Source organism: Pseudomonas sp. NPDC086251, assembly GCF_044746405.1.
Taxonomy (GTDB): domain Bacteria; phylum Pseudomonadota; class Gammaproteobacteria; order Pseudomonadales; family Pseudomonadaceae; genus Aquipseudomonas.
The window spans coordinates 41,552-67,671 of the sequence record NZ_JBIVBY010000036.1 but is presented as its reverse complement, the minus strand read 5'-3'; the positions used below and the strand labels follow the sequence as shown (position 1 = coordinate 67,671).

The 26,120-nt window shown below is 62.2% G+C and carries 19 protein-coding genes; all 19 read right to left on the bottom strand.

The window, feature by feature from the left end; genetic code table 11:
* Positions 1 to 119: 119 nt before the first annotated feature.
* Positions 120 to 842, bottom strand: a complete 723-nt coding sequence (locus ACIPL2_RS29735; RefSeq protein WP_401362812.1) for an NAD(P)H-dependent oxidoreductase — start codon at positions 840 to 842, stop codon at positions 120 to 122.
* Between the two features lie 9 nt (positions 843 to 851).
* Complete coding sequence (locus ACIPL2_RS29730; RefSeq protein WP_401362809.1) at positions 852 to 2,498, bottom strand: ABC transporter ATP-binding protein; 1,647 nt, start codon at positions 2,496 to 2,498, stop codon at positions 852 to 854.
* Positions 2,499 to 2,500: 2 nt separating this feature from the next.
* Positions 2,501 to 3,328: an ABC transporter permease gene (locus tag ACIPL2_RS29725; protein ID WP_401362806.1), complete on the bottom strand. Its 828-nt coding sequence runs from the start codon at positions 3,326 to 3,328 to the stop codon at positions 2,501 to 2,503.
* A 3-nt stretch (positions 3,329 to 3,331) separates the two neighbouring features.
* Positions 3,332 to 4,291, bottom strand: coding sequence for an ABC transporter permease (locus tag ACIPL2_RS29720; RefSeq protein WP_401362803.1), 960 nt, complete (start codon positions 4,289 to 4,291; stop codon positions 3,332 to 3,334).
* 168 nt (positions 4,292 to 4,459) lie between these two features.
* Positions 4,460 to 6,061, bottom strand: a complete 1,602-nt coding sequence (locus ACIPL2_RS29715) for an ABC transporter substrate-binding protein (RefSeq protein ID WP_401362800.1) — start codon at positions 6,059 to 6,061, stop codon at positions 4,460 to 4,462.
* A gap of 100 nt (positions 6,062 to 6,161) precedes the next feature.
* Entirely contained in the window at positions 6,162 to 7,577 is a 1,416-nt protein-coding gene (locus ACIPL2_RS29710; RefSeq protein WP_401362797.1) for an aldehyde dehydrogenase family protein, read from the bottom strand.
* On the bottom strand, positions 7,570 to 8,760 hold the full coding sequence (locus ACIPL2_RS29705; RefSeq protein ID WP_401362794.1) for a pyridoxal phosphate-dependent aminotransferase: 1,191 nt from the start codon (positions 8,758 to 8,760) through the stop codon (positions 7,570 to 7,572). The genes ACIPL2_RS29710 and ACIPL2_RS29705 overlap by 8 nt, the downstream gene beginning before the upstream one ends.
* Before the next feature lie 24 nt (positions 8,761 to 8,784).
* Entirely contained in the window at positions 8,785 to 10,392 is a 1,608-nt protein-coding gene (locus tag ACIPL2_RS29700; RefSeq protein ID WP_401362792.1) for a 5-guanidino-2-oxopentanoate decarboxylase, read from the bottom strand.
* A gap of 10 nt (positions 10,393 to 10,402) precedes the next feature.
* Positions 10,403 to 12,502: an acetate--CoA ligase family protein gene (locus ACIPL2_RS29695; RefSeq protein WP_401362789.1), complete on the bottom strand. Its 2,100-nt coding sequence runs from the start codon at positions 12,500 to 12,502 to the stop codon at positions 10,403 to 10,405.
* A gap of 18 nt (positions 12,503 to 12,520) precedes the next feature.
* A complete protein-coding gene (locus ACIPL2_RS29690) occupies positions 12,521 to 13,681 on the bottom strand; it encodes an acyl-CoA dehydrogenase family protein (RefSeq protein WP_401362787.1) in 1,161 nt (386 codons plus the stop codon).
* A gap of 42 nt (positions 13,682 to 13,723) precedes the next feature.
* Entirely contained in the window at positions 13,724 to 14,515 is a 792-nt protein-coding gene (locus ACIPL2_RS29685; RefSeq protein WP_401362785.1) for an enoyl-CoA hydratase/isomerase family protein, read from the bottom strand.
* A gap of 366 nt (positions 14,516 to 14,881) precedes the next feature.
* Complete coding sequence (locus ACIPL2_RS29680; protein ID WP_401362782.1) at positions 14,882 to 16,294, bottom strand: amino acid permease; 1,413 nt, start codon at positions 16,292 to 16,294, stop codon at positions 14,882 to 14,884.
* 195 nt (positions 16,295 to 16,489) lie between these two features.
* A complete protein-coding gene (locus ACIPL2_RS29675; protein ID WP_401362779.1) occupies positions 16,490 to 18,748 on the bottom strand; it encodes an ATP-binding protein in 2,259 nt (752 codons plus the stop codon).
* The gene (locus tag ACIPL2_RS29670) at positions 18,745 to 19,518 is read right to left on the bottom strand and encodes a substrate-binding periplasmic protein (protein ID WP_401362776.1); all 774 of its coding nucleotides are present in this window, start codon (positions 19,516 to 19,518) and stop codon (positions 18,745 to 18,747) included. Before ACIPL2_RS29670 ends, ACIPL2_RS29675 begins: the two co-directional genes overlap by 4 nt.
* Positions 19,518 to 20,234: a response regulator gene (locus tag ACIPL2_RS29665; RefSeq protein WP_401362773.1), complete on the bottom strand. Its 717-nt coding sequence runs from the start codon at positions 20,232 to 20,234 to the stop codon at positions 19,518 to 19,520. The genes ACIPL2_RS29670 and ACIPL2_RS29665 overlap by 1 nt, the downstream gene beginning before the upstream one ends.
* 92 nt (positions 20,235 to 20,326) lie before the next feature.
* Positions 20,327 to 20,974 (bottom strand): TetR family transcriptional regulator C-terminal domain-containing protein, encoded by a 648-nt coding sequence (locus ACIPL2_RS29660; protein WP_401362770.1) that lies wholly within the window; start codon positions 20,972 to 20,974, stop codon positions 20,327 to 20,329.
* A 215-nt stretch (positions 20,975 to 21,189) separates the two neighbouring features.
* Complete coding sequence (locus tag ACIPL2_RS29655; protein ID WP_401362767.1) at positions 21,190 to 21,978, bottom strand: class II aldolase/adducin family protein; 789 nt, start codon at positions 21,976 to 21,978, stop codon at positions 21,190 to 21,192.
* A gap of 69 nt (positions 21,979 to 22,047) precedes the next feature.
* A complete protein-coding gene (locus ACIPL2_RS29650; RefSeq protein ID WP_401362765.1) occupies positions 22,048 to 22,296 on the bottom strand; it encodes a hypothetical protein in 249 nt (82 codons plus the stop codon).
* A gap of 248 nt (positions 22,297 to 22,544) precedes the next feature.
* Complete coding sequence (locus ACIPL2_RS29645) at positions 22,545 to 25,352, bottom strand: multicopper oxidase domain-containing protein (RefSeq protein ID WP_401362762.1); 2,808 nt, start codon at positions 25,350 to 25,352, stop codon at positions 22,545 to 22,547.
* Positions 25,353 to 26,120: the final 768 nt, after the last annotated feature.

Below are 26,120 nucleotides of genomic sequence, written 5' to 3'. Positions count from 1 at the left end.
AGCTACTTTGTTCATGGCAACAATCTCCGATGAGCCCCCGGTGAAAGCTTAGTGGGCGATCACAGGGGGCGGCGGGGGTAGCCATTTCATTAGGGTCATGTGTGTATCAGGCCAGTCGTTCAGGCATCCACGGCAACGGGATGGCTCAGCGGGTAGAGCTTTTCGTCGAACTGCGACAGCTTCGGAAACACCAAGGGGTGCTCGTCATTCAGATGCTCCAGGCGCTTGGCATAGTCCGCCAGGAAGTCTTTGCGCGCCTCATCGCTGATGTACGGCACATGCCACGCCACAAACGGTTCCAGCACATCAAAGCCGACGTACGCCAGCGTACCTCGCAGGATCGGCCGCAGCATGTCCTCCAGCGGACCGTGTATCGCGCCGTCGCCGAACATGTGGTCGCGGCCGCCCAACGTGACGGTCACCAGCGCTTTTTTGCCGGCGAGCCCACCCTGATCGTAAAAGCGCTTGCCGCCGTAGCAGATGCCCGACACCAGCACCCGGTCGATCCAGCCCTTGAGGATGGCCGGGGTGGAGAACCAGAAAATCGGGAAGTTGAGGATCAACAGATCGGCCCACAGCAGTTTGTCCAGTTCGGCCTGGATGTCGGCCGCCAGCGACTGGCTTTTCACACCCAGACGCTGCTCAAGCGCATACACCAGGTACTCGGGATTTTCCCGCGACGAGAAGTCGTCGGCGCTGGCCACCGGGTTCCAGTTCATCTGGTACAGGTCGCTGACCTGCACTTCATGGCCCTGGGCCTCGAGGGTGGCGACCGCCTGATCACGCAGGGCGGCGGTGAAGGATTTTGGCTCGGGATGAGCGTGGACGATCAATACTTTCATGGTGATTCCTTAGACTTTTTCCAGCGTAGGATTTGAATTCGTGGCGGCGCGACTGGCCAGCAGACGGTCGAGCCAGTCGGGGTCCATTTGCGGTTCCGATGAGAACAGCAGCCCGGTGTAGTCGTGGTGCGGCGGGGTGAAGATCGCGTTGCGCGAACCGTGGTCCACCACCCTGCCCCGTTGCATCACCAGCACCTCGTCAGCAATCGCGCGCACGGTGGCGACGTCATGGGTGATGAACAGGTAGGCGACGCCGAGCTGTTGTTGAATACGGTTGAGTAGTTTGAGCACGCCTTCGGCCACCAGTTGATCGAGGGCCGAGGTGACTTCGTCGCAGATGATCAGTTGCGGATCGGCCGCCAGTGCCCGGGCGATGCAGACGCGCTGTTTCTGCCCGCCGGACAGTTCACGGGGTTGGCGCTCCATGAACGTCGCCGGGTCCAGTTCGATCATCTCCAGCAACTCGGCGACCCGCGCGCGCATGGCCTTGCCCTTGAGCCCGAGGTAGAACGTCAGCGGCCGGCCGATGATGTCGACGATGCGCTGGCGTGGATTGAGCGCGGTGTCCGGGATCTGGTAGATCATCTGGATGCGGCGCAATTGTTCCTTGCTGCGTTGACGAAAGTCCGCCGGCAGGGGCGCGCCGTCGTACAGCACCTCGCCATACGTCGGCGGCAGCAAACCGGTGATCAGCCGCGCCGTCGAGCTTTTGCCGCTGCCGGACTCGCCGATCACCGCCAGGGTCTGGCCGCGATAAAGCTTGAGCGACACATCGTGCAGCACCGGTTGATGGCCGTAACTGGCGCAGCTCTTGCGCAATTCCAGCAACGGCTGTTCCTGCGGCGGCAAGGCCTTGGGCTCGGTGCGGAAACTGCGCACGGCCCACAACGATTTGGTGTAGTCCTCCTGCGGGTCGTCGAGCATCTGGCGGGTCTCGGCCTCTTCCACCAATTTACCGTGGCGTAACACCATGATCCGGTCAGCCATTTGCGCCACCACCGCCAGGTCGTGGCTGATATAGATCGCGGCGCTGCCGAAGGTCGCCACGGCATCGCGGATCGCCGCCAACACTTCGATCTGGGTGGTAACGTCCAGCGCGGTGGTCGGTTCGTCGAAGATGATCAGGTCCGGGTGGCAGGCCATGGCCATGGCTGTCATGACGCGCTGCAACTGCCCGCCGGAGACCTGGTGCGGATAACGTTGGCCAATGGTTTCAGGATTGGGCAGGCGCAGCACGCGATACAGTTCCACCGCTTCGGTCATGGCCTGGGCGCGGCTCATGCCGCCGTTTTTCACCGCGGTTTCCACGTGCTGGTCGATCAAGCGATGGGCCGGGTTGAAAGAAGCCGCCGCACTCTGCGCGACGTAAGCGATGCGCAAGCCACGCAGTTTACGCAGGGCTTCGGGCTTGGCTTTGAGCAGGTCGATGCCGTCGAAATGCACCGAGCCGCTGGTGATCCGGCAGCCGTCGCGGGTGTAGCCCATGGCCGACAGGCCGAGGGTCGACTTGCCCGCCCCCGATTCACCGATCAGCCCCAGCACTTCGCCGCGTTGCAGGGTCAGGTCGATGCCCTTGATCAGCGGGTGCCAGGCGTCTTCGTAGTGACCTTCGATGTGCAGGTCGCGGATTTCCAGTAGCGTTTTGGAGGTCGTCATGTTCAGCATTCCTTGAGGCCACTGGATTTGTGCAGCATCCAGTCGACGACGAAGTTGACGCTGACCGTGATCAACGCCACGGCCAGGGCGGGCAGCAACGGGCTGATGTCGCCAAAGGTGATCAGGACGGCGTTGTCGCGCACCATGCTGCCCCAGTCGGCGGTCGGCGGCTGGATGCCCAGGCCGAGGAACGACAGCGCACTGATGAACAAAAACACGAAGCAGAACCGCAGGCCGAATTCGGCAATCAGCGGCGCCGCCGCGTTCGGCAGCACCTCGCGGGTCACCAGCCACCACAGGCCTTCACCGCGCAGGCGTGCGGCTTCGACGAAGTCCTGCACCACCACGTTCATCGCCACCGCCCTTGAAAGGCGAAACACCCGGGTCGCATCCAGCAGCGCGATGACCAGCACCAGCGACGTCGCCGTAGTGCCGACCACACTGAGGATCAGCAAGGCGAAGATCAGTTGCGGAATCGCCATCAGGATGTCGACGACTCGCGACAGACCCTGATCGATCGCACCACCCTTGATCGCCGCAATCAGACCACTCAGGCCGCCGAGCAGGAACGCCAACACCGTGGTCAGGAAGGCTATGCCCAGGGTGTTGCGCGCGCCATAGACCAGACGGCTGAACATGTCGCGCCCCAGGTTATCGGTACCCAACAGGAACTGTCCGCCCCACGGCGCGAAGCCCTCGCCGACTACTTGCGTTTCGCCGAACGGCGCCAGCAGCGGGGCAAACAGCGCGACGAGGATGTACAGCACGATCACCAGCAGCCCGAATTTCGCGCTCAGCGGCGCCCGCAATAATTGTTTGAACAGGCTCATGGTCTACCCCTTCGGATGCATCAGGCGTGGGTTGCTGGCGATCGACAGCACATCGGCGCTGGTGTTGAGCAGGATGTAAGTCGCGGCGAAAATCAGGCTGCAGGCCTGCACCACCGGGATATCGCGCTTGGCCACCGAGTCCACCAGCAATTGGCCGAGTCCCGGATAGACGAACACCACTTCAACCACCACCACGCCGACCACCAGGTACGCAAGGTTCAGCGCGACCACGTTGACAATCGGCGCCAGCGCGTTGGGCAAGGCGTGGCGGAAGATGATCCGCGACTGGCTGATGCCCTTGAGCCGGGCCATTTCGATGTACGGGCTGGCCAGCAGGTTGATCAACGAGGCGCGGGTCATGCGCATCATTTGCGCGATGACCACCAGGCTCAGGGTCGCCACTGGCAGCACCGAGCGTTCCAGGACCGTGCCGAGGGACGCGTCCGGCGCCAGGTTGGAAATGCTCGGGAACCAGTTGAGTTTGACCGAGAACACCAGGATCAGGATGTAGGCGACGAAGAACTCGGGGAACGACACCGCACTCAACGCCGACGTATTGAGCAAACGGTCGAACCAGCTGTTGCGATACAACGCGGCGAGCATCCCCAGCAGCAAGGCCAGCGGCACCGACACCAACGCTGCCAGCAGCGCGAGGCTGAAGGTGTTGCCCAGGCGCGTCGCCACCAGATCGGCGATGGGCCGCTGGTTGGCCAGCGACACGCCGAGGTCGCCATGCAGCAACTGCCAGATCCAGTGCCCGAAGCGGGTCAGCGGCGGCAGGTCCAGACCCAGTTGCGCACGAAACGCCGCCACGGTCTCCGGCGTGGCGGACTGGCCGAGCATGGCCTGGGCGATATCGCCCGGGAGCATGCCGACCGCGAGAAAAATGATCACTGACACCGCAAACAGCGATAACAGCCCCAATGCCAAACGCTGCAGGAGCAACTTGAAAATACTATTCACCGCACAGTTCCTCGAAATGGGCACGCTTGTGAAGACCACGCCTATCTACTGTGGGAGCGGGCTTGCTCGCGAAGGCGGACGGACATTCAACGTTGATGTCGACTGACACACCGCTTTCGCGAGCAAGCCCGCTCCCACATTTGATCTTCACCGTTTTGACAATCTCGTTTACGCCTGCCACCAACGCTCGATCACCCGCAGGCCATCCAATTCGCCATACGGCGCGGTCTGGCCACCATGGGCGACACGGTTGGAACGGGCCGCCACGGAACTGGCGAACAGCGGCACGATCGCCCCGCCGTCGTCGCGGCACAGCGACTGCATTTCGTTGTACATCTCGCGGCGCAACGGGTCGTTCATCTCGCCACGGGCGGCGTTGAGCAATTGGTTGAAGCGCGGGTTGTCCCAGTGGGTTTCGTTCCACGCCGCACCCTTGGCGTAGCCGATGCTGAACATGCGGTCGGCGGTCAGGCTGCTGTACCAGAACGAGGTGGTGAACGGTTGTTTCATCCAGACATTGGAGAAGAAGCCGTCGGCCGGTTCGCGCACCACGTCGATGTCGATCCCGGCCGCACGCGCCTGCTCCTTGAACAGCACCGAGGCATCGACCGCACCGGTGTACGCCGCGTCAGAGGCTTGCAGTCGCACCTTGAGCGAATCCAGGCCAGCCTTTTTCAGGTAGAAACGCGACTTGTCCGGATCGTAGCTGCGTTGTTCCAGGGCAGTGTTGATGAAGCGGCTGCCGGGCTGGATCGGGTGATCGTTGCCGACCAGGCCATAACCGTACAGCACCGACGCCAACAGCGTTTCGCGATTGATCGCGTGCTTCATCGCCATGCGCACGTCGTTGTTCTGGAACACCGGGCTGTCGGTGAGCATCGGGAAGGTGTAGTGCTGCGCGCCCTTGGTTTCTTCGATGACCAGGTTCGGGTTGCGTTTGAGCAACGCCACGGTTTTCAGGTCGACCTTGTTGATCACATCGACCTGACCGGTGACCAGCGCGTTCACGCGCGCCGCACCATCGGCGATGGCGATCAGCTCGGCACTGGCGAAATGCGCGCGGCCCGGCTTCCAGTAATCCGGGCTGCGCTCCAGGGTCATGCGCACGCCCGGTTCGAAGTCCTTGAGGCGGTAACCGCCGGTGCCAACACCCACCTTCCAGTCCGCAACCCCGTCCTTGCTCGGCATGATCACCAAGTGATAGTCGGCGACCACGTAAGAGAAATCGGCGTTGCCCGAATGCAGCTCGAACACCACGCTGTCACTGCCATTGGCGCTGACCTTGGCCACATCGCCCAGCACGGTCTTGGCCGCCGACGTGGATTGCTCGCCGAGGTGGTGCTGGATCGACGCCACCACGTCATCGGCGGTCAGGGTCTTGCCGTTGTGGAAGGTCACGCCCTGGCGCAGTTTGAAGGTCCAGATGCGCGCATCCGGGGTCGAGGTCCAGCTTTCGGCCAGCTCGGGAATGGCCGTGCCGTCGACGGCAATTTCGCTCAGGGTGTTATAGACCGCCGAGAAGCCAACGAAGGTGAAGGTGTCGCTCCACGAGCCCGGATCGCGGGAGTCGGTGGTGCTGCCACCGGCCAGGCCCAAGCGCAACACACCGCCCGGTTTTGGCGTGGCGTCTGCGGCGAAGGCGCCAAACGGCAGGCCCATGGAGAACGCTCCGGCCACCGCTGCAGCGGCCGCGCTGTACTTGAGAAAGTCTCTGCGCGGAAAACTGAGTTCGTGGTTCGCTAGAGTAATTTTGTTTTTGTTATCGCTCATGTGCATTTGCCCCTGATCAAAAGCTAATGAAATGCCGGTTCAACACCACGCAAGACACCGGGCCATGGCCCGGTGCGAACATCCCTTGAATCGTTGCCTGTCACACCTGGATCGCCTTCACTTCGACGAATTCGTTAAGCCCCTCTTCCCCCCATTCACGCCCGTTGCCGGATTGTTTGTAGCCGCCGAACGGCGCCTGATAGTTGAACGCCGCGCCGTTGAGGAAGCACTGGCCCGCACGCAGTTGCCGGCCCAGTTGCAAGGCCCGCTCAGTGCTGCCGGCCCAGACGCCGCTGGACAGACCGAATGGCGAGTCGTTGGCAATCTCGACAGCCTGCGCCTCATCGGCATAAGGAATCAGGCACAGCACCGGACCGAAGATTTCTTCCTGGGCGATGCGCATGCGGTTATCGACGTCGGCGAACAGTGTCGGGCTGACGTAGTAACCACGCTCCAGGCCCGGTGCCGAATCGCCGCCGCACAACAGGCGTGCGCCTTCCTCCTGGCCGATCTTGATGTAGTCGAGCACGGTGCGTCGTTGCCCTGCAGAGCACATCGGACCCAGGAAGCTCTGCGGATCGAGCGGATCGCCCATGCGCAAGCTCAGAGTTTCTGCCAGGGCTATTTCCACGGCTTCGGCATAACGGCTGGCCGGCAGCAGCATGCGCGTCAGTGCGGTGCAGGTCTGCCCGGAGTTGATCATCACGTCCTGTACGCCGTAGCGCACCGCCGCCTCCAGGTCGGCATCCTCGGCGATCAACAGCGCTGACTTGCCGCCCAGTTCCAGGCACACCCGCTTCACCGAAGGCGCCGCCGCTTGGGCGACACGCACGCCGGCGCCGGTGGAACCGGTGAACGACACCATGTCCACGTCCGGGTGTTTGGCCAGCGCTTCACCGACCTTGGAACCCGGCCCGCTGACCAGGTTGAACACCCCGGCCGGCAGGTCGATGTCCTCGATCATCTGCGCCAGCAAAAACGCGTGCAGCGGAGTGTCCTGACTCGGCTTGACCACCACTGTGCAACCGGCAGCCAGCGCCGGTGCGAGCTTGCCGATCAACTGGTGCAGCGGGTAATTCCACGGGTTGATGAACGCGCAAACGCCCACCGCCTCGCGGATCACCCGCGAGTTGCCGACCTCGCGCACCTCATCCATCACACCGGCGAGTTCGACGTATTGCTCCAGGCCCACGATCGGCCCGTCGACTTGCACCGAACGGCACCACTGCACCGGCATGCCCAGCTCAGTGGTGATCACCGCGGCCATTTCGTCGGCGCGGCCCCGCAGTTGATCCGCCAGCGCGCGGATGTAGCCGGCGCGCACGCTGGACGGCGTACGCGACCACGCTGCAAAAGCCTTGCGCGCCGCCGCCACGGCGTTGTCGACGTCGCGCTCATCGCCCAGCGGCACGCTGCCGGCGACTTCTTCGGTGGCCGGGTTGATCACCTCGGCGATGCCCTGCCCCGACGGGATTTGCCAGCGTCCATCAATAAACAGCGCCTTGTGATTAAGCATCAACCTCAGCCTCCATCAGTTCTTGAGCACAACGGGCAATGCGCTGGCAGGCATCGCGCAACGGCGCGGCGTCTACCACCAACCCGAGGCGAATATGGCCGGCAGCGCTCGGGCCGAAGGCTTCACCGGCCAGTACCGAAACGCCGTGCCGATCGAGCAAGCGATTGGCGAACGCCTGGGCGCTGAGCCCGGTTTCGCGAATATCGACCATCACGAACATGCCGCCATCGGGCTTCAACGCACGCACACCGGGGCAATCGGCCAGGCTTTCACAGACCAGATCACGGCGTTGGCGGTAGGCTTCGCGCATCGCCTCGAGTTCTGGCAGTTGGCTTCCCAGCGCCACCACGGCGGCGTCCTGAATGAAGTCCGGCGAGCCGTAAAGCATGCACAGCGCCAGGTTTTCCAGGTGCGCGGACAGCGACGGCGGCGCCACCACCCAACCGACGCGCCAACCGGTCATGGCGTGGGACTTCGACAGGCTGTTGAGCGTCGCGGTGCGCTCGGCCATGCCCGGCAAACTGGCCGGGCTGACGTGCTCGCCTTCAAACAGCAGTTCGCTGTAGACCTCATCGGAAATCAGCCACAGATCGTGGGCGATACACAGTTCGGCCAAGGCTTCCCACGTGCGCCGTGGCAGGCTCGCACCCGACGGGTTGTGCGGGCTGTTGAGTGCCAGCGCACGGGTGCGCGGGGTGATGCGCACGGCGACGTCTTCCGGCAACACCCGGAAGCCGTTTTCCGAACGCACCGGCACCGGCACCACCATCGCGCCGCAGGCACCGAACACCGCTTCGTAGGTGACGTACATCGGTTCGGCGACGATCACTTCATCGCCCGGATTGAGGACGCATTGAGCCACGCTGAACAGCGCGCATTGCGCACCGGCCAGCACTGTGACGTCCTCCGCCGACACGGGTTGGCCGCTGCGTTGCCGGTGCCGTTTGGCGATGGCCTCACGCAAGGCGCGCTTGCCGCGCACCTCGGCGTAGTGGGTGTTGCCGGCCAACAGGCTGTCGATGGCGCCCTGCACAATGGGCAGCGGCGTGTCGAAATCCGGGTCGCCCACCGACAGCAACAGAATGTCGTTGCCTTGCTCGCGCAGGGCCAGCGCTCGGTAGTGAATGTCCCACGCGGCGGCGCCGTCGCCAGCGATGCGTTGAGTCAGATCGGAAAAGCGCATGGCTTCATCCCCTTGAAATACAGATCAGTGCGCACAGGCATGCTTGAGTTCGATCAAGGTCACGCCGTTGCGCTTGAAGCCGTGGCGCAAGTCGGTCTGCAACTCGGCCAGGCTTTGCGGCTGAGTCACGGTGCAGCCGAACGCGCGGCCCAGGGCAGCGAAATCCGGGTTGCGCGGCAGCACGCCAATCGGCTCGATGTCCAGGCCGATCATGTCGTCGCGAATCTGCCCCAGGGCGTCGTTGTTCCACAGCAAGACCACCAGCGGGCTGTCCAGTTCTTCGACCGCTGTCGCCAGTTCCTGCGCGGTGTAGAGGAAGCCGCCATCACCGACCAGCACCAGGCCCGGCCGTTGCGGCGCACCGAACTTGGCGCCGATGCCGGCCGGCAAGCCGTAGCCCAACGTGCCGTAGCCGGTCGGGTGCAACCAGCTGCGTGGCGCCAGGGAGTTGAAGGCGTAGTTGCCCGTATAAGCCAGCTGCGTCATGTCGGTGCTGATGAAGGCGTCGGCCGGCAGTTCGGCGGCAATGCGCTGCAGAATCGCCTGATGGATCGACTGCAACGGGCCATGGCCGGCCTGAATCGCTTCACGCAGTGCGGCCACTTTGGCAATGGCGGCGCCGGCATCACGGATGTCCGGCGACAGGCGTTCCAGTAAGGCACTGAGGGTCTGTTGCGCATCACCGTGCAACGCCACGGCGCAGGGATAGAAGTCGTTGAACTTGCGTGGATCGATGTCCACCCGCAGCAGTTCGGCGTTGAGTGGCAGACGCTCACGCCAGAAATCGGTGTCGGCCATTTCCGTCCCGACCGCCAGTACCACGTCGGCTTCGGCGATCAGGTTCCAGCCCGGTTCCACACACAGCGACGACCCGGCATTCAGCGGCGCGTCCGGCGGCAGCAAGCCTTTGCCGGCGACACTGGTGAACAGCGGCGCGGCCAGGCGAGTGCTGATTTCTCGTAACTGTGTAACTGCATTCAGCGCACCGCCGCCGGCGATGATCATCGGCCGTTTGGCGCTGTGCAGCTTGGCCGCTGCTTCATCCAGCGCAGTGGCCGCTGGCGTGCCACGACCCGGACGTCGCACCACTTCGTTGCTCCAGTCGCGGGCCACCGGTGCTGACAGCACGTCCAGCGGCACCGAGATGTGCACCGGGCGCGGACGCTCGCTGTCGAATACCGCGTAGGCGCGAGCGACCAGTTCCGGCAGGTCTTCAGCGGTCAGGGCCACGGCGGAGAACGCGGTGATCGGCGCGGTCATCGCGCGTTGATCCTGACACTCGTGCAGGCTGCCCCAACCCTTGCCGAGGCTGGCGCTGTGGTTGACGCTGGAAATCACCAGCATCGGAATCGAGTCGGCGTAGGCCTGGCCGATGCCGGTGGCGGCGTTGGTCACGCCGGGGCCGGTGATGATGAAGCACACGCCGGGTTTGCCACTGACCCGCGCATAGCCGTCAGCCATGAAACTGGCGCCCTGCTCATGCCGGGTCAGCACGTGGCGAATCCCGCTGCCGGGCAAGCCGCGATACAGTTCAAGGGTGTGCACGCCGGGAATGCCGAACACGGTGTCGACGCCGTAGTTGGCCAGCAGACGCACCAGCGCCTGGCCACCGGTCAAGGTTTTGCTTTGCATGTTCAGCTCCTCACGCATGGCCGAGGCGAATCAACGCATCGACCGCAGTCGTGCCATCGGCGCCGACCAACAATGGGTTCACATCGAGTTCAAGCAGTTGCGCGACGTTTTCGCAGGCGTAATCGGCCACGGCACGGATCGCCGCCACCAACGCGTCCAGGTCCGCCGCTTCGCGACCGCGAAAGCCTTGCAGCAACGGCGCGCTGCGCAGGCTCAGCAAGGCTTGGCGAATCGCGCCCTCGGTGGTCGGCAGCAACAGGCTGCGACTGTCCTTGAGCATCTCCACCAGAATGCCGCCGGCACCCATCACCAGGGCCAGGCCGAAATCGTTTTCACGCTTGATGCCGACGATCAGCTCGGCCAAGGGCGGCGTGGCCATCGGCTCCAGCAGCAGTTGCTCGAAGGCCACGCCCGGCGCATACGCGGCAATGCTCGCGCGCATTTTTTCCAGGGCTGCGCTCAGGGCCGCGTCGTCCTTGAGGTTGAGCGCCACAGCGCCGGCCTCGGTCTTGTGCGGCAGTTGCGCGCTGACGGCTTTGAGCACCAGCGGATAGCCCAGCGCTTGTGCGTCTTGCAATGCGTTGTCTGGCGTACTCAAGACGCCGTTGGGCGTTGGCAGGCCAAACACGCGCAGGGCCTGCTTGGACTCCCATTCATTGAGCAACCGGTCTTCGCCTTCCAGCGCTTGCGGGCACAACGGCACCAGCGCCGATTCGCCCAAGGCCAGCAAGGCCTGACGATTGCGCTGATAACCGGCGATGCGGCCCCAGGCGGCCAAACCGTCTTCGACACCTTGCAATGCCGCGACACCCTGCTGATGCAAATGCTCGCGGGCATGCGCCGGCAGCAATTCGGGAAATGCCGAGGTGACAAAACCGGTCTTGCCGTGACGCACCAGCGCTTTGCAATACAGGTCCAGCAGCAGGTCGCATTCCTTACGCTCGCCGGTGAATTCCGAGGGGTAATCCAGTACCAGCATCGCCGCATCGGCTTCGGTGCGCAGGGCGCTGTCGAGCATGCGGTTCAGCGCTTCGCCATCGCCCCAGATCGCCGTGGTGAAATCCAGCGGGTTGACCAGGTTGGCGTAGCTGGGCAGCACTTGCGCCAGTTCATCGACTTGTCCTTGATCGAGTGTCGGCAGCGCCAGCTCATTGCGTTCGGCGTAGTCAGCGATCAACCCTGCATCACCGCCGGAACAGGCCAGCGCAATCAGACTGTTGCCCGCCGGCAGGACGCCGCACGCCGCGGCTTTCAGGGTTTCGACAAAACTCACCGGACCACTGACGCGAATCACGCCGAGACGGTCGAACAAGGTGTCGTACAGCGCATCGGAACCAGACAGTGAACTGGTGTGACTCAGGGCCAGTTCGGCACCGATCTGCGACACGCCGGTTTTCAGGGCAATGATAGGAATGCCCTTCTCCAGCGCCTTGTGCGCGGCGCGGGCGAAACCCGGCACGTTGTTCAAGCCTTCGAGGTGCAGGCCAATGGCGGTGACCCGCGGTTCATCGAGCAGGACGTCGAGCAATTCGGCCACGCCCAACTGCGCCTGATTGCCGACCGAGGCCATGTAGGCGATCGGCAGCGAACGGTCGCTCATCGACAGGTTGTAGGCAAAGTTGCCGCTCTGGGTCAGCACCGCCACGCCCTTCTCCACCGCTTTGCCGCCATGGGCCACCGGCCACAGCGCGCAGCTGTGCAGGTAGTCGAGCAGGCCGTAGCAGTTGGGGCCGAGCAACGCCATGTCGCCAGCGGCATCGAGCAGTTGCCGTTGCAGGGCCTGGCCTTCGGCACCGGTTTCGGCAAAACCGGAGGCGTAGCAAATCGCGCCGCCGGTGCCGATGGCGGCCAGTTCGGCGACGGCGGTCAGGGTCAGGTCGCGGTTGGTGGCGATGAATACTGCGTCCGGCCCGCACGGCAGTTCGGCAATGCTGCGCACACACGGCACGCCTTCGAGGCTGTCGTGCTGCGGATTGACCAGCCACATCTGGCCAGGGTAGCCGCCCTCGGCACAGCGCTTGAGGGCGCGGGCCATGCTGCGGCCACCGACGAACGCGACGTGCCGGGGTGCGAGCATGCGTTTAAGGTTGTCACGAAGGGTCTGGGACATAGCAATTCTCCGCGCCGATCAGCGCAGCAGTGGCCGCAGCAGTTCGCGGGAAATGATGTGACGCTGGATTTCCGACGTGCCTTCCCAGATCCGTTCAATGCGCGCGTTGCGCCAGATGCGCTCCACCGGACCTTCATCCATCAGGCCCATGCCGCCGAAAATCTGCACCGCCTCGTCGGCCGCGCGACCCAGCACTTCACTGGCAAACAGCTTGGCCATGCCAGCCTCGCCATCGGTCATGGTGCCCTGGTCCATCTTCCAGGCGGTGTGCAGGGTCAGCAGTTCGGCAGCGCGAATTTGCGTGGCCATGTCCGCCAACTTGAACGACACCCCTTGGTAAGTGCCGATGGGCTGGCCGAACTGTTTGCGGTCCGCCGCCCATTGCAGCGACAGGTCGAGTGCCCGTTGCGCCTGACCGACGCAGTTGGCGGCGACCATCACGCGTCCGGCGGTCAACCAGGCGTTGGCCACGTCCCAACCCTTGCCGACTTCGCCGAGCACTTTGGACGCCGGCACGCGGCAGTCGTCGAAGAACATCTCGAAGGTGTGGTAGCCGCGGTTGCTCACGCACTTGGGTCCCCGGCGGATGGTCATGCCCGGGGTGTTGCGGTCGACCAGGAACGAGGTCACGGCGTTGCGTTTCTTGCCGTTGTGCTCGTAGGTGTCAGTCACCGCAAAAACGATGGCGAAATCGGCGTGGCCGGCGTGACTGATGAAGTGCTTGCTGCCGTTGAGGACAAAGTCGTCACCGTCACGCACCGCGCGGGTCTTGATCGCGTTGGCATCGGAACCGGCGCCCGGCTCGGTCAGGGCGAAGCAGTCGATCTTTTCGCCCTGGATGCACGGCAACAGGTAGTCGTTGATCTGGTCGCCGGTGCAAGCCATGAGGATTTTCGACGGCCGCGCGACAAACACGTGCAGCGCCCAGGAGACCTTGGACAGCTCACGTTCGATCAACGCCTGTGACAGGTAATCCAGGCCGCCACCACCGACCTCTTCCGGCATGTTGAAGGCGTAGAAACCGGCGGCAATCGCCTTGCCGCGAATCTGTGCCGCCAGTTCCGGCGAAACTTCGTCGGCGCGATCGACTTCATCTTCATAGGGCAGCAGTTCCTTCTCGACGAAGCTGCGTACCGAGTCCACCAACATTTCTTGTTCTTGGGTCAGTTGGAAATTCATGCTGCTACCTGTTGTTCGTGTGCTGATAGAGGGTGCGAAGACTTAGCGACCGATGAAGCGTGCCGGGCGTTTTTCCATGGCCGCGCGCAGGGCTTCGTTGCCGTCTTCGCTGCGACCGCACATCAGGCCGGCGGCGAGTTCCGCTTGCAGTTGTTCGGGCAGGCTGCGGTTGGCGCCTTCGCGCATGAGCTTTTTGGTCTGGGCAAAGGCCAATGTCGGCCCGGCGGCCAGGCGAGCGGCGAGCTCACTGGCGACGCTTTGCAGTTGATCGTCGGCGCAAACGTCGCTGATCAGGCCCGCGGCCAGCGCACGGTCGGCACCCCACAATTCGTCGAGGAACAACAGGCGCTTGGCTTGCTCGACACCGATCAGGCGTGGCAGGTGCCAACTGGCGCCGGCGTCCGGCGAGTAGGCCATGCTGGTGTAGCCGGCCTTGAACCGCGCCGATTGAGCGGCGATGCGCAGGTCGCAACACAGGGTCAGGTCCATCCCCGCGCCGACGGCGGTGCCGTTGATGGCGGCGATGGTGGGTTTTTCCAGGCTGTACAAACGGCTCATCAGGGCGTGGGCGGTTTCGGTCCAGCCGTAGCTTTCCAGCGCGCCACGGGCTTCGGCGGCGGCCCATTCGTCGAGGTCGGCGCCGGCACAGAAGCTGCGCCCGCTGCCGGTCAGTACCACAACGCGGACCGCCGGATCAGCGTTGAAACCGTCGAGCAAGGCGTGGAGATTTTTCAGCATCGGGATGTCCAGCGCATTGCGCTGGGCGGTGCGATTGAGGGTGATCCAGGCAACGCCTGCTTCGACCTGACTGAGCAGAGAATCATGAGTAGTCATGCGAGTCCTCGAATTATTGTGTTTGGCATGAGGTGATGCGACTTGAGGCCATACTAAACGAGTGTTCAGTAAGGCGGCAATCGGGGGTGAAATGCGCTGTAACAGGCTTTAAATCTTTTTAAGTTGTTGTTTTATATTGATTATTTATCGCAAGGCGATCGTAGGGCGGTGGCGCTGTTACAACTTCGAACAACTGGCTACAGGGCCCCGTCGCGCGCTATGACGCAAACCTGCACCTATCACAAAACGAAATGTGGGAGCGGGCTTGCTCGCGAAGAGGCCGTGTCAGTCAACTTTAATGGTGACTGACACGGCCTCTTCGCGAGCAAGCCCGCTCCCACAGGGAAAGGCGTTTAATTCAAGGAATCAAACACTCGGCAAGCTCGGCGCCAGCACCGCCTCACGCTTGCGATGGAACACAAAGTACGCGCCATAGCACAACGCGATGAACCCAAAGCCCCAATACAGTGACGGCCGCTGGGTTTCATCCAGCGCCAGGAACACGAACAACGAGCAGCACAGCGTGATGCACATCAGCGGCAACACCGGGAACCAGGGGGCGCGGTATTTCAGGTCGCTGAGCTTGCCGCCGTCGCGCAGGTAGGCCTTGCGAAACTTGTACTGCGCCAGCGCGATGACGATCCAGGTCACGGTGCCGGACATCCCGCTCACCGCCATCAGCACCATGAACAAGGTGTCGGCCGCGACGAAACTGGTCATCAGCGACACCAGCGCAAAGCACAAGGTGATGCTCAGGGCGCGTAATGGCACCCCACGTTTGCTCAGGGGCGAAAGGCTTTTCGGTGCCATGCCGGTTTTCGACATCGCCCACAGGATGCGGGTCGAGGCGTACAAACCGGAGTTGCCCACCGACAGAATGGCCGTGAGGATCACGAAATTCATCAGATCAGCGGCGAACGGAATGCCGACCATGTCGAACACCTGCACGAACGGGCTTTCCATCAGTCCCGCCTGCTGCCACGGCACGATGGCCGACAGCACGATGATCGCCAGCACATAGAAAATCAGCACGCGGAACACCACGTTGCGCACGGCACGCGGGATGCTTTTTTCCGGTTGATCGGTTTCGCCGGCGGCCACGCCCATGATCTCGCAGCCCTGAAAGGCGTAGACCACGGTCATCATCACCGCGAACACCGCCGACATTCCATTGGGGAACAGAGAGTCGCCGATCAGGTTGGTCGCCATCGGCGCGGGCGCGCCACTGGTCAGCGGGATCGCGCCGAAGATCACCAGCACACCGACGACGATGAAGCCGAGGATCGCCGCGACCTTGATCCCGGAGAACCAGTATTCCGCCTCGCCGAACGCACGGGTTGCCAGGGCATTGATGCCGAACAGCACCACCACGAACAGCGCCGACCAGTACCAGATCGGTATCGCCGGGAACCAGCGGGTCATCAGCATGCCGGCGGCGGTGAATTCCAGGCCCACGGTGGTGGCCCAGCTCATCCAGTACACCCAGCCGATCATGAAGCCCGTAGCCGGGCCGATGAATTTTGTGGCGTGGGTCTGGAACGAACCGGACACCGGCATCTGCACCGACAGTTCGCCGAGGCAAACCATCACCAGGTACATCAGGAAACCGGCGACGAGGTACGCCAGAATCGCCCCCACCGGCCCGCCCTGGTTGATGGTCACGCCGGAGCCCATGAAGAGCCCGGTACCGATTACGCCACCCAGCGATAGCATGAAAATGTGCCGGCTCTTCAGGGCGCGGGTCAGTTGGATGCCTTTGCGGTCGATGTTATCGCTCATGTCGGCACCTCGGCAGTCAGTGAGGTGCGCAGCGCATGGCGCAGGGAAGGATCAGCTTTACGGCCATTCATTATTATTATCTCCAATAAGCTTCGAAGACCGCGCTGCGGCGGTTGCGTCGATTATTGGAAAGCCATGTAAGGTCACGTTGTACGTAAAGATCAAAGATGTAAAAAGTCGTAACAAACTTGTGCGTCAGGGCCGCAGCAAGGCGTCCAGCGCCGCTTGCGAGCGTTGCAATTGCTCATCCACTGACGGTGCCAGTGCGCGTATCGCCGCCTCGTCACTGGCCAGTGCGGCGGTTTCGAGTCGCCGCAAAACGTTGGCCAAGGCCCTGAACCCCAGGGAATCGCCGCTGCCCGCCAGGCGATGGGCCAAGTGGGCGACCTCGGTGCAATCGTCCGCCGCGATGGCTTCGCTCAACGCCTCACGATGTTGCAGGATCGAGTCGCGCAGCACCGCGAGCAGGCCCTGAACTTTCTGTTCACCGAGCAAGGTGCGATGGGTGTGCAGCAACGGCCAGTCCATCTCGTCATCCATCGCCGGCTCGGGAGGCGGCGCCTGCCCGGCCAGCGCCTGACGCAAATGATCGAGCTTCAGCGGCTTGGCCAGAACGCCGTCCATGCCCGCCTCCAGATAACGACGCACCAGCGCCGGTTGCACGCTGGCGGTCAGGGCGAAGATGCGAGTGTGGCGGTTCGGCCCCGGATGGTTGCGAATCAACCTGCACAGCTCGTCGCCACTCAGGCCCGGCAGGTGCACGTCCAGCAGAATCAGATCGAACGCCTGCCCGGCACACTGCGCCAACGCCTGTTGCGCCTCCTCGGCCAGCCACACCTGGTGGCCGTCCCGTTGCAGCAAGCCCTGGACCACTTCGCGGTTCAGCGCAACATCCTCGACCACCAGCACCCTCAACGCCGGCCCCATCACCGCAACGGGTGCGACGGCCGTCACACCGGTCGCGGGCCGCAACGTCAGCTCGAACCAGAAGCAACTGCCGCGTCCGACTTCACTGCTGACGCCGATGCTGCCGCCCATGTGCTCGACCAGATGTTTACAGATCGCCAGCCCCAATCCGGTGCCGCCAAAGCGCTGCGCCACCTCTTCACTGGCTTGGGTAAAACGCTCGAAAATCTTCGCCTGCATCAGCGGCGCGATGCCGATGCCGTTGTCAGTCACACTGATCCGCAGGTGTTGCCCGCTCTGCCCTTCGGGTTGTGCGAGGCACGTCACCTCGACACTGACCTCCCCGCCCTCGGTGAATTTGATCGCGTTGGCCAGCAGGTTGCTCAACACCTGTCGCAGGAATTGTTCGGCGCCGTGGTGATGCTCGGCTACCCGTTGATCGACCCGGCACTGCAGGAGCGTGTCGTTGGCCAGGGCCTTCGGCTCCAGCAGGGTCAGCACTTCGTCCAGCAGATGGCGAATAGCAAAATCCACCGGTTCGGGCAGGCTGGCGCCCTCTTCCAGTTTGGCGAAATACAGCACTTCATTGAGGATGGTCAGCAAGCCCTCGCCCGCCTTGTGCAGCGCATCCAGACGTTTGCCGTCGCGCTCGTCGAGGCTGGCGCCACGCAGCAATTCCGCCATGCCGAGAATGCCGTTGAGCGGCGTGCGCAATTCGTGGCTCATGGTTGCCAGAAACCGTGACTTGGCCTGGTTGGCCGCCTCGGCTTCATCCTTGGCGCGCATCAGGCTGGCCGTGCGGCGCTCGACCATGCGCAGCAGTTCATCGCGATTGTCCTGCAACGCCAGGCGATCGGTTTCACGCCGATCGATGTCACTGAGGATCGCCCGGCGCATGTCGTCGAGGGCGTGGGCCACGGTGTCGATTTCGTCAGCGTGCGCGCTGCGCCGCTTGTCCAGGCGCAAGGGCTCGTGCCATTCACCGGCGGCGATACGCCGGGCAAATTCAGCCATGATTTGCAGATGGCGCGTGACCAAGCGGTAAAACAGTCCGGACAACGCCACCGCCAACCCACACAGGAACACCCCCATCCACAGCAGGCTGGTCAAGCCGCTGACAATCAGGCGCTGATACACCGCGCCCAGATCGGTACTGACCTCCAGCTCACCGAGGTGTCGCAACGGGCCGGACGGTGGCTGATAATCCAGGGCGAAACGCTCGACCCGCAACGGCCCGATCGGGTCCGGATTGCCTTGCACCAGGTCGTAGTCCGGCCCCGTCAAGTGCACCCGCGCCACGTCGGAGAAATCCACCAGACCGCGCAATTGCACGTTCAACTGTTCCTGGTTCAGATCCCACAGGCTGCGTTCCAGGCTGGCCAGATAGCCAGCGCGGATCAGTTCCATGCGCGAGTCGATGTCGCGCATTTCCCGGCGGTATTCGATGTACAACTGCACGGTGCTGGCGAGCACGGTGAAACACAGGCTGAACAGTAGAATGAACAACAACAGGCGCCGCAACAGCCCACCGGGACGGGCGCGGATCATTGCTCGTTCGCCGGCAGGTTGATCATGTCGCGGTAGGTGACTTCGCTTTCATTGAGCAGGCGCTCGATATCGCCGGCATCGACCATGCGCTGCAGCTGCGCATTGATCTGCGCCATGCTGCTGGCCAACGGCGAGCGGCGCGACACCGCGACCCGCAAATAGTCGACGCTCAGGGCCGTGGGCAGGGCCACGATGTCTTGCGCTCCGGCCAGGTTCTCGATGTACAACTGGCCGGTGCGACGTTCCTGAGTAATGAAATCAATGCGTCCGCGAATCAGCTTGCCGAAGTTCTGGCGGCTGTCGGAGACCCATTCAATGTTGTTGTTTTGCGCGACCATGCGATCGAATTCCACGCCGTAACTCTCGCCGAACAGCAATCCGCCACGGTAACGGGCCAGGTCTTGCAGGCGTTCGAACTGCACTGGATGTTGGCGATTGATGAACAATGCAACCTCTTCGCGCAGCACCGGCACCGTGGAAAACAGCATGCTCTGCTCCCGTTGCGCGGTGCTGTAGGCGAGCACCACATCGACCCGGCCTTCGGCGGCGTCAAGCAGGCAGCGCTTCCAGTTGCCCAGCACCACGATGTCGACCTCGTAGCCCAGTTCGCCGAACAGTTTATTCACCACGCTGGGCGCGAGGCCACGCACCTGTTTGCCGTCGCTCCAGGAAATCGGCGGGTACACCGGATAATCGCAATAGCGCACCTTGTCGGCGGCCATCGTCTGCCCCGTGATCAGCACGAGCAGCAGCCACAACACTCGCCTCATCACGCCGCGAGGCTGGCCGTGAACAGGTAACCGGCGCCATGTATGGTGATGATCAACTGCGGTTCGGCGGGATCGTCGTGCAACTTGCGGCGCAAGCGGCCCACCAGCACATCGATGGAGCGATCGTTCGGCACCCATTCGCGGTTGCGAATCTGGTCCATCAATTGGTCGCGGCTCAGGGTGTGGCCGCTGTTGCGCAGGAACACGCTGAGCAACTGGTATTCGCCGTGGGTCAGCAGGGTTTCACTGCCGGCATGATCGATCAGGCGTCGACGGTCGGTGTCCAGCGCCCAACCGGCAAACTGTTTGATTGGCCGGGAAACGGCGGCCACCGGTGGTGGTGTCTGTGCGTGGCGCACCCGGCGAATCAGGTTTTTCGCCCGCGAGACCAGTTCACGGGGATTGAGCGGTTTGATCACATAGTCATCGGCGCCGCATTCGAGACCGACGATGCGATCGATTTCATCGTTGCGTCCGGTGATCAGGATGATCCCGACTTCCGAACGCACCCGCAGTTCGCGGGTCAGGGTCAGGCCGTCCTTGCCCGGCAAACGGATATCGAGCATGACCAGGTCCACGGTCTGGCTGGCCAGAAAGGTTTCGGCCAGTTCCGCCGTGGCGGCGCAATGCACCTCATAGCCTTCCTGGGACAAGTAGGAGTGCAACAGTTCGCGAATCAGCGGATCGTCATCGACGATCAGTACCCGAGGAGTCATTGCTGGGTGTCCTGCACGGGCCCGAAGGCTTGTTTCTTATTAGAGTGTTTTGCGGCGTCAGCGGCAGAGAGTAGCCACTGTTGAACAAGCGATCAACAGCTGCTCGTCTGCCCGCAAAAGCGCTGGCGACCGCCGGCCTGCAATCCGTCGACCCAGGCCTCGCAAATCTGCATGCCCTGTTCCGGGGTGAAGGTGCCGGGGTTCAGGCCCAACTCCAGCCACAAACCGTCAAGCAAAGCGCTCAGGCTGATGGCTGCGAGATCGGCGTCGAAGTTCTCCCAGTCTTCCTCCTGCGCCAGTTCCGTCAGCACTTTGCGCAAGATGCCGCGGTACTCGCCGTAGGAATGGTCGTGCGCCTGGTTGATCGCCTCGGCAGTCTTCACCGCGCCCCAGAACGCCAGCCAGGCGTCAATCAGCTGCGGATCGAGCAATTCGGCGGAGAATGAACCCCGAAAAAACGCCGACAAACGCTCACGGGCATTGGGCGCCGCTTGTTCCATGGCGTCGCGCAGCAAGGTCATGACCCGTCCGGTGATCGCCATATAAGCTTCGGCCACCAGTTCATCCTTGCCGGAATAGTGGTGGCTGATCAGCCCCACGGAAACCCCGGCTTCGGCGGAAATTTTGCGAATAGACGCCCCTTGAAAGCCGTGACGCTTGAGGCACACCAGCGTCGCCTCGATCAGATTGGCCTTGCGCAACTCCGGTTCCATGCGGGAAAAACGGGCTTCCTGATTCATCGGCGACACGCTCCTGGATTCAACATAGGGGCTCGCGTTTTACGGGCGAGCTGAACGACTGTACAGCAAGAGTGTTGCCGATCTCCAGTCTTGCAAGGCCGAAGAACCGAGGCGCCTGCATCGCGAGCAGGCTCGCTCCCACCTTCGATCCCATCTCCCCTGTGGGAGCGAGCCTGCTCGCGAAGAGGCAAGCCCAAACAACACAAGAACACAGGTCAATCCCTATACCCCGGCGCCACCCGCTCCAGCAACCGCAGCAAAGCCGCCCAAGCCAGTTGCATCGCATCCGGATCACTGAGTTCACCCTCATCCAGCGGCCGCCCAGGATCATTGAACTGCCGTTCGGTGTGCTCGCAAATCTCGGCCGGCGGTAGCACCACCTCCCCGGCGGCCTGTGCCGCCAACTGGATTTCGCACGCCTTCTCCAGGTAATACATGCGCAAAAACGCCTGGCTCACGGTTTCACCCACCGTCAGCAGTCCATGATTGCGCAGCATCAACACCGGTTTGTCGCCGAGGTCGTGCACCAATCGCTGCTGCTCGCTCATGTCCAGCGCCACGCCTTCGTAATCGTGGTAAGCCACACGGCCGTAGAACTCCATGGAGATCTGGTTCACCGGCAACAATCCGCACTTCAACGCGGCGACCGCGCAACCGGATTTGGTGTGAGTGTGCAGCACGCAGTGCGCATCTTCACGGGCACCGTGAATCGCGCTGTGAATCACGAACCCCGCCGGGTTCACCGGGAACGGTGACGGCTCGACCGCGTGGCCATTGAGGTCTATCTTCACCAGGTTGGACGCAGTGATTTCATCGAACATCAGCCCGTAAGGATTGATCAGGAAGTGATGCTCCGGCCCCGGCAGACGCACCGAGATGTGAGTGAAGATCAAGTCGGTCATGCGAAAGTGCGCAATCAGGCGATAACAGGCCGCCAGTTCCTCACGCAGCCGCTGTTCGTTGGTGCTGCGCGTGTCAGGCAGGTGGGTGGCGATCTCATTCATTGTTGTGATTCTCCAGGCTGATCGGCTGGAGCAGACAGTACGACTGGACACGCACGGTCGTCCAGCCACTCAGTGATAATCCGACCCTGCCACCGCACGTAAATAGGCATGATCGGCCTTGACTCGAAGGTCTCGCCACTCCTCCCAATCCACGATCTTCTGCCGATCCATTTCATCCGCTTGCCGGATCAGTTCCTCGTGATAGGCATCCGGGCAATCCATGCGCAGAGAGACGTTTTCGAGCGCACGGTGCCAAAAATCCAAAGCACGAAGTCTTCGCTCTTGAGCCAGCGTCAGGACGTTCTTGAATGAGTTCATGGCTGTACGGAATCCTGAAGGCATTTCTAGATGGATCAGGCAGCTTCGTGACAGGTTCATGAGTACCGACGGGAGGACGTAGCGTTGAGCGGTATCACCCTCACCGATACCGGATAAGGCGTTTGTCGAGCGTTCTAAAAGGGAACGGCGCAGTGACTCGAACCTGCCAAGGAATCGCCCTGCCATAAGGTGCATGCCCAGGGCGCGGGAGCGCGACATCAGTCACTTCATGTCGGCTCCCTCGCGGTTCACGGTTTGATTACCGCTTTCGGCCCGTTGCCGTCACCGATACGGAAGGTTGGCAGCGCGGCGGAGTTGACGTAGCGCACGCCATCCCAACTTGGCAGCGGTGTCGGCATCAACTGGAACTGCCCGGGTTTTTCAACGTCCCAGCGCAGCAGCATCGAGTTGTCTTCATGCTGAGTGTTGTGACAGTGCTCCATGTACGTCCCGGCGAATTCGCGGAAGTTGATCGCTATTTCGACGTTGTCCAGGCCATCCTTTTCCGGGCCGATGCGGTACACGTCCTTGCGTGCCCATTTTTCCCATTCCGGTGGTGCCTTGCCGCCGCGATTGAGGATGATTCCCTCCTCGAAGTGCACGTGCACCGGGTGGCTCCAGCCCTCGCCACCGAGCTTGATGTTCCAGATTTCCAAGGTGCCGAAACCGGCGATACCGGCATCGGTGGGGCCACTGGCCAATTTGATCGCGGTGTTCAAGCGCCGTGGGTCCATGCTGAAGCCGAACCCGCCATCGGTCTTGACCGTCCACGGTGCTTCATCAGTGCCATCGGAACGGCCGAAGGTGAAGGTGCGGTGACGGGCATTGGCCAGCAGCGCTTTGTCGGCGGCGTTGTCGCGATGGATCTTCAGCGGGATCATCACCAGGCCTTCAGCCTTGCCCGGTTTGGCCGGCTCATACGCTGCCGGGTCCATGGCCAGGTCCTGGCCGGTGTAGGCCTTGACGTTGAGTTGCAACACCTTGCCCACCGCCGGATCACCGTCCTCCCACTTTGGCCCCTTGCTGGTTTGCTTGAGGATCGCCTTGTACTTCTCAGACAGCACGTCAGCCAGGGAGACGGGTTCTTCCGGGCCCTTGCCGTCTTCGTGCACCAGCAGGTTGACGAAGAACAGCTTGTCGCCCGGTTTGATCCCGTTTTTCGCGAAGTTGACGATGATGTCGAAACGCTCGGCGATCCCCATGGTGGGCAGGATCGCGTTGTGGTTCTGTTTATTGCCGTCGGCATCCAGGTCCATGCTGCCGTCGAACGGCACGCTGTGTTCCATGATGTTGCCGTCGTTGGCGATCATGTGGAACGGCACGCGGGCAAACGACACGCCCGAGCCGGCAGGCCCTTGAAACTCCCCGCTGGTGCCCTTGATCTCACGTACGAGCGCCAGTTTGAAGTAGCGCGACACTGAGCCGTTGAGCATGCGCAACCGATAGCTGCGGGCACGCACATCCAGGACCGGTTTCCACTGCCAGTTGACCAACACCTGATCACCGAGGAAGCCGTCGGTATTGAACGGGTTGAACCATAGTTGACCGTTCTTATCCCACGCCTTGTCGGCAAACAGCAGGTTGACGTCGTAGTCGCGATTACCCCACGGCAAGGCGCTGCCACTGGGGAAACGCAGGTTGACGCCGTCATTCACCGACTCATTGCCGCGGTCCAGGGCGCTGTAGTAGTTCATCATGGCCGCGTTGCCCTTGTAGACGTTCTGTGCGGTGAAATCGAGCATGTGGTCATGGAACCAGTGGGTGCTCATGGTTTCGCGCCAGTCGCCGCGGATCTTGATCGTGCCGTTGTCGCAGGTCTTGCGGCTGGGGGTGACGTCGTTGGTCCACAGGGTTTCGCCCGGCGCGCAAGGAAATGCTGCACGCGGGTCTTCAGCCTTGGTGTTGATGCTGTCGTAGCCGGCCAGCTGGATCGGCCAGCGATAGTCGTAAAATTGCCCCGGGAAGAAAAACGCGTTGGCATAACCGTCGCTTTCCGCCGGGGCGTGACCGTTGTGTTCATGGGTACTGATGGTGTGCAGACCAAACCCCATGTTCGCGGACGGGTCGATCGGCAAGCCGTTGTAATGGCGCATCAACACCGGTTGCCCGTAACGCACCATGAGCAATTTGGGCGGCAAGGTGCCGTCGAAGGTCCACACCGAGTTGTGATTCTGCACCGGCATTTTCGGGTGGAAACGCGGGTCGACGCCCTTGGCGGTGCCATCCGTGACCGGAACACCGGCCACGTTGTGATAGAGGCCACCGGGGCCGAACTCACCCACTGCATAGCGATGCATCTGACGACTGTCACGCCAACCGCTGTTGAGCCTGGCCCCGGTTTGCACGGTCTTGTAGGCCACTTGCGGGTAGAACTCGTTCCAGCGCTGGTGCGACCAGCCTTTTCCTGGCGGACGGCCTTCCGCCGACGAGCCGATACGGCGATTGAGGAAAAATTCGATCTGTCTCTGCCAAGGGTTGCGGTCGACCACGTTGGAATACTGGCTCGGGAACGGGGTCAAGCCCGGTTGACGCAAGAACGCATCGAGTGCGGTGCTGGATGGCGCGCTGCGGGCCGCACTGGTGGGATCTTGTTGCGGCATCGGGCCAATGGCGGCCGGTGGAAACGGCAAGAGTGCCGCCGGGGTGGTGGGGTCGAGTTTTTCCGGACCGAATTCTTCGAACAGCACCAGTTGCTGAGTGAACGGCAGCGCACCGTACAGGGGGCTGGGTTTGCCGTTGGTAGGGTAATTGAAACTGGTCTGCACCGCCGGCGGCAGGATGTTTTCCTGGCGTGTGGTGTCTTTGCTGCCTTTGACGCCCGCCGGCAGGTCGAAGGAATCCAGGTTAGCCGGGGGCATGGTCAAAATGCCGTTCAAGGCGCCTGCTTTGTCAGCCGCTTCATCGTGGTAAGCCGAGGGGTCGGAAGGTTCTGGCTGTCGCTCGTCATCGATGGGGCTGGCACGCAGCGGCGTGGTGCCCAGCGTCATTGTCAGAAGAACGCTCAGAGGCGTCAGGAGGCCGAACCATTTGCAGGGGTACCGCGTTTCTCTGTCCATCACCAGCCGCCTCGAAGTTGTTAAGGGGGTAATGGGGCTGGTGCAAGGACCTCGCCAGACTTGTCACTTTTCTTACGAAAGTACGGAGACTGAACAAACAATGGCGCGTCAGCATTACTGTGCCACGACCGGGGAAAACAGCTGGGGAATGACACCCGCTAACGGGGAAAGTTCACACCCGTTTCAGGGCCCCCATCTGCACGACAGACGCACACTCTCGGTCTCTCCTTGACGACGAACCGCTGTGCTTTGTTCATGCCTTCGTCACCCACATTTGGGGGTAATGGTCGGGACGCGGCGATGCAGCACTTCGATTAAACAACCCGCGAAGGAGATCACTGTCCCGTAGACGGCCCTGTCGAACTTTGGAAAAAGTACAGCGATGGGGTATTTCAACTTTAAGGTCCAACCGGAAGAACCAGCCTCCACGACCCACCTGAAGTTATCGGTAATATCGCTCTATCCATGCGCCGATAAATCCCCCCATAAACGGGTTGTATTACCCGCATTCTATTGCAACTTTTTTAATGGAGAACGGGCCACAAAATCAGTCTGCCCCGCCGGCCGGGGTTTATAAGCTGTTGAATTTTTTGGCATAGAGAATGCTCTGTGTTCACTAGCGCATTCGTTGAGAGTTTGAAGCTGTTGCCGCCGGGAAGTCAGCTCTCCCGGGACACTCTCAGGCGTGCAATGCGTGCCCTTCCGAGGAGCCACTTTCATGCGCATCAAACCGCTAATCCTCTCGCTGGCACTCACGCTTTACATTTT

Coding starts and splice junctions, on each gene's coding strand:
- ACIPL2_RS29735 (WP_401362812.1), bottom strand. CDS start 842: ATGAAAGTATTGATCGTCCACGCTCATCCCGAGCCAAAATCCTTCACC.
- ACIPL2_RS29730 (WP_401362809.1), bottom strand. CDS start 2,498: ATGACGACCTCCAAAACGCTACTGGAAATCCGCGACCTGCACATCGAA.
- ACIPL2_RS29725 (WP_401362806.1), bottom strand. CDS start 3,328: ATGAGCCTGTTCAAACAATTATTGCGGGCGCCGCTGAGCGCGAAATTC.
- ACIPL2_RS29715 (WP_401362800.1), bottom strand. CDS start 6,061: ATGAGCGATAACAAAAACAAAATTACTCTAGCGAACCACGAACTCAGT.
- ACIPL2_RS29710 (WP_401362797.1), bottom strand. CDS start 7,577: ATGCTTAATCACAAGGCGCTGTTTATTGATGGACGCTGGCAAATCCCG.
- ACIPL2_RS29705 (WP_401362794.1), bottom strand. CDS start 8,760: ATGCGCTTTTCCGATCTGACTCAACGCATCGCTGGCGACGGCGCCGCC.
- ACIPL2_RS29700 (WP_401362792.1), bottom strand. CDS start 10,392: ATGCAAAGCAAAACCTTGACCGGTGGCCAGGCGCTGGTGCGTCTGCTG.
- ACIPL2_RS29695 (WP_401362789.1), bottom strand. CDS start 12,502: ATGTCCCAGACCCTTCGTGACAACCTTAAACGCATGCTCGCACCCCGG.
- ACIPL2_RS29690 (WP_401362787.1), bottom strand. CDS start 13,681: ATGAATTTCCAACTGACCCAAGAACAAGAAATGTTGGTGGACTCGGTA.
- ACIPL2_RS29685 (WP_401362785.1), bottom strand. CDS start 14,515: ATGACTACTCATGATTCTCTGCTCAGTCAGGTCGAAGCAGGCGTTGCC.
- ACIPL2_RS29680 (WP_401362782.1), bottom strand. CDS start 16,294: ATGAGCGATAACATCGACCGCAAAGGCATCCAACTGACCCGCGCCCTG.
- ACIPL2_RS29675 (WP_401362779.1), bottom strand. CDS start 18,748: ATGATCCGCGCCCGTCCCGGTGGGCTGTTGCGGCGCCTGTTGTTGTTC.
- ACIPL2_RS29670 (WP_401362776.1), bottom strand. CDS start 19,518: ATGAGGCGAGTGTTGTGGCTGCTGCTCGTGCTGATCACGGGGCAGACG.
- ACIPL2_RS29665 (WP_401362773.1), bottom strand. CDS start 20,234: ATGACTCCTCGGGTACTGATCGTCGATGACGATCCGCTGATTCGCGAA.
- ACIPL2_RS29660 (WP_401362770.1), bottom strand. CDS start 20,974: ATGAATCAGGAAGCCCGTTTTTCCCGCATGGAACCGGAGTTGCGCAAG.
- ACIPL2_RS29655 (WP_401362767.1), bottom strand. CDS start 21,978: ATGAATGAGATCGCCACCCACCTGCCTGACACGCGCAGCACCAACGAA.
- ACIPL2_RS29650 (WP_401362765.1), bottom strand. CDS start 22,296: ATGAACTCATTCAAGAACGTCCTGACGCTGGCTCAAGAGCGAAGACTT.
- ACIPL2_RS29645 (WP_401362762.1), bottom strand. CDS start 25,352: ATGGACAGAGAAACGCGGTACCCCTGCAAATGGTTCGGCCTCCTGACG.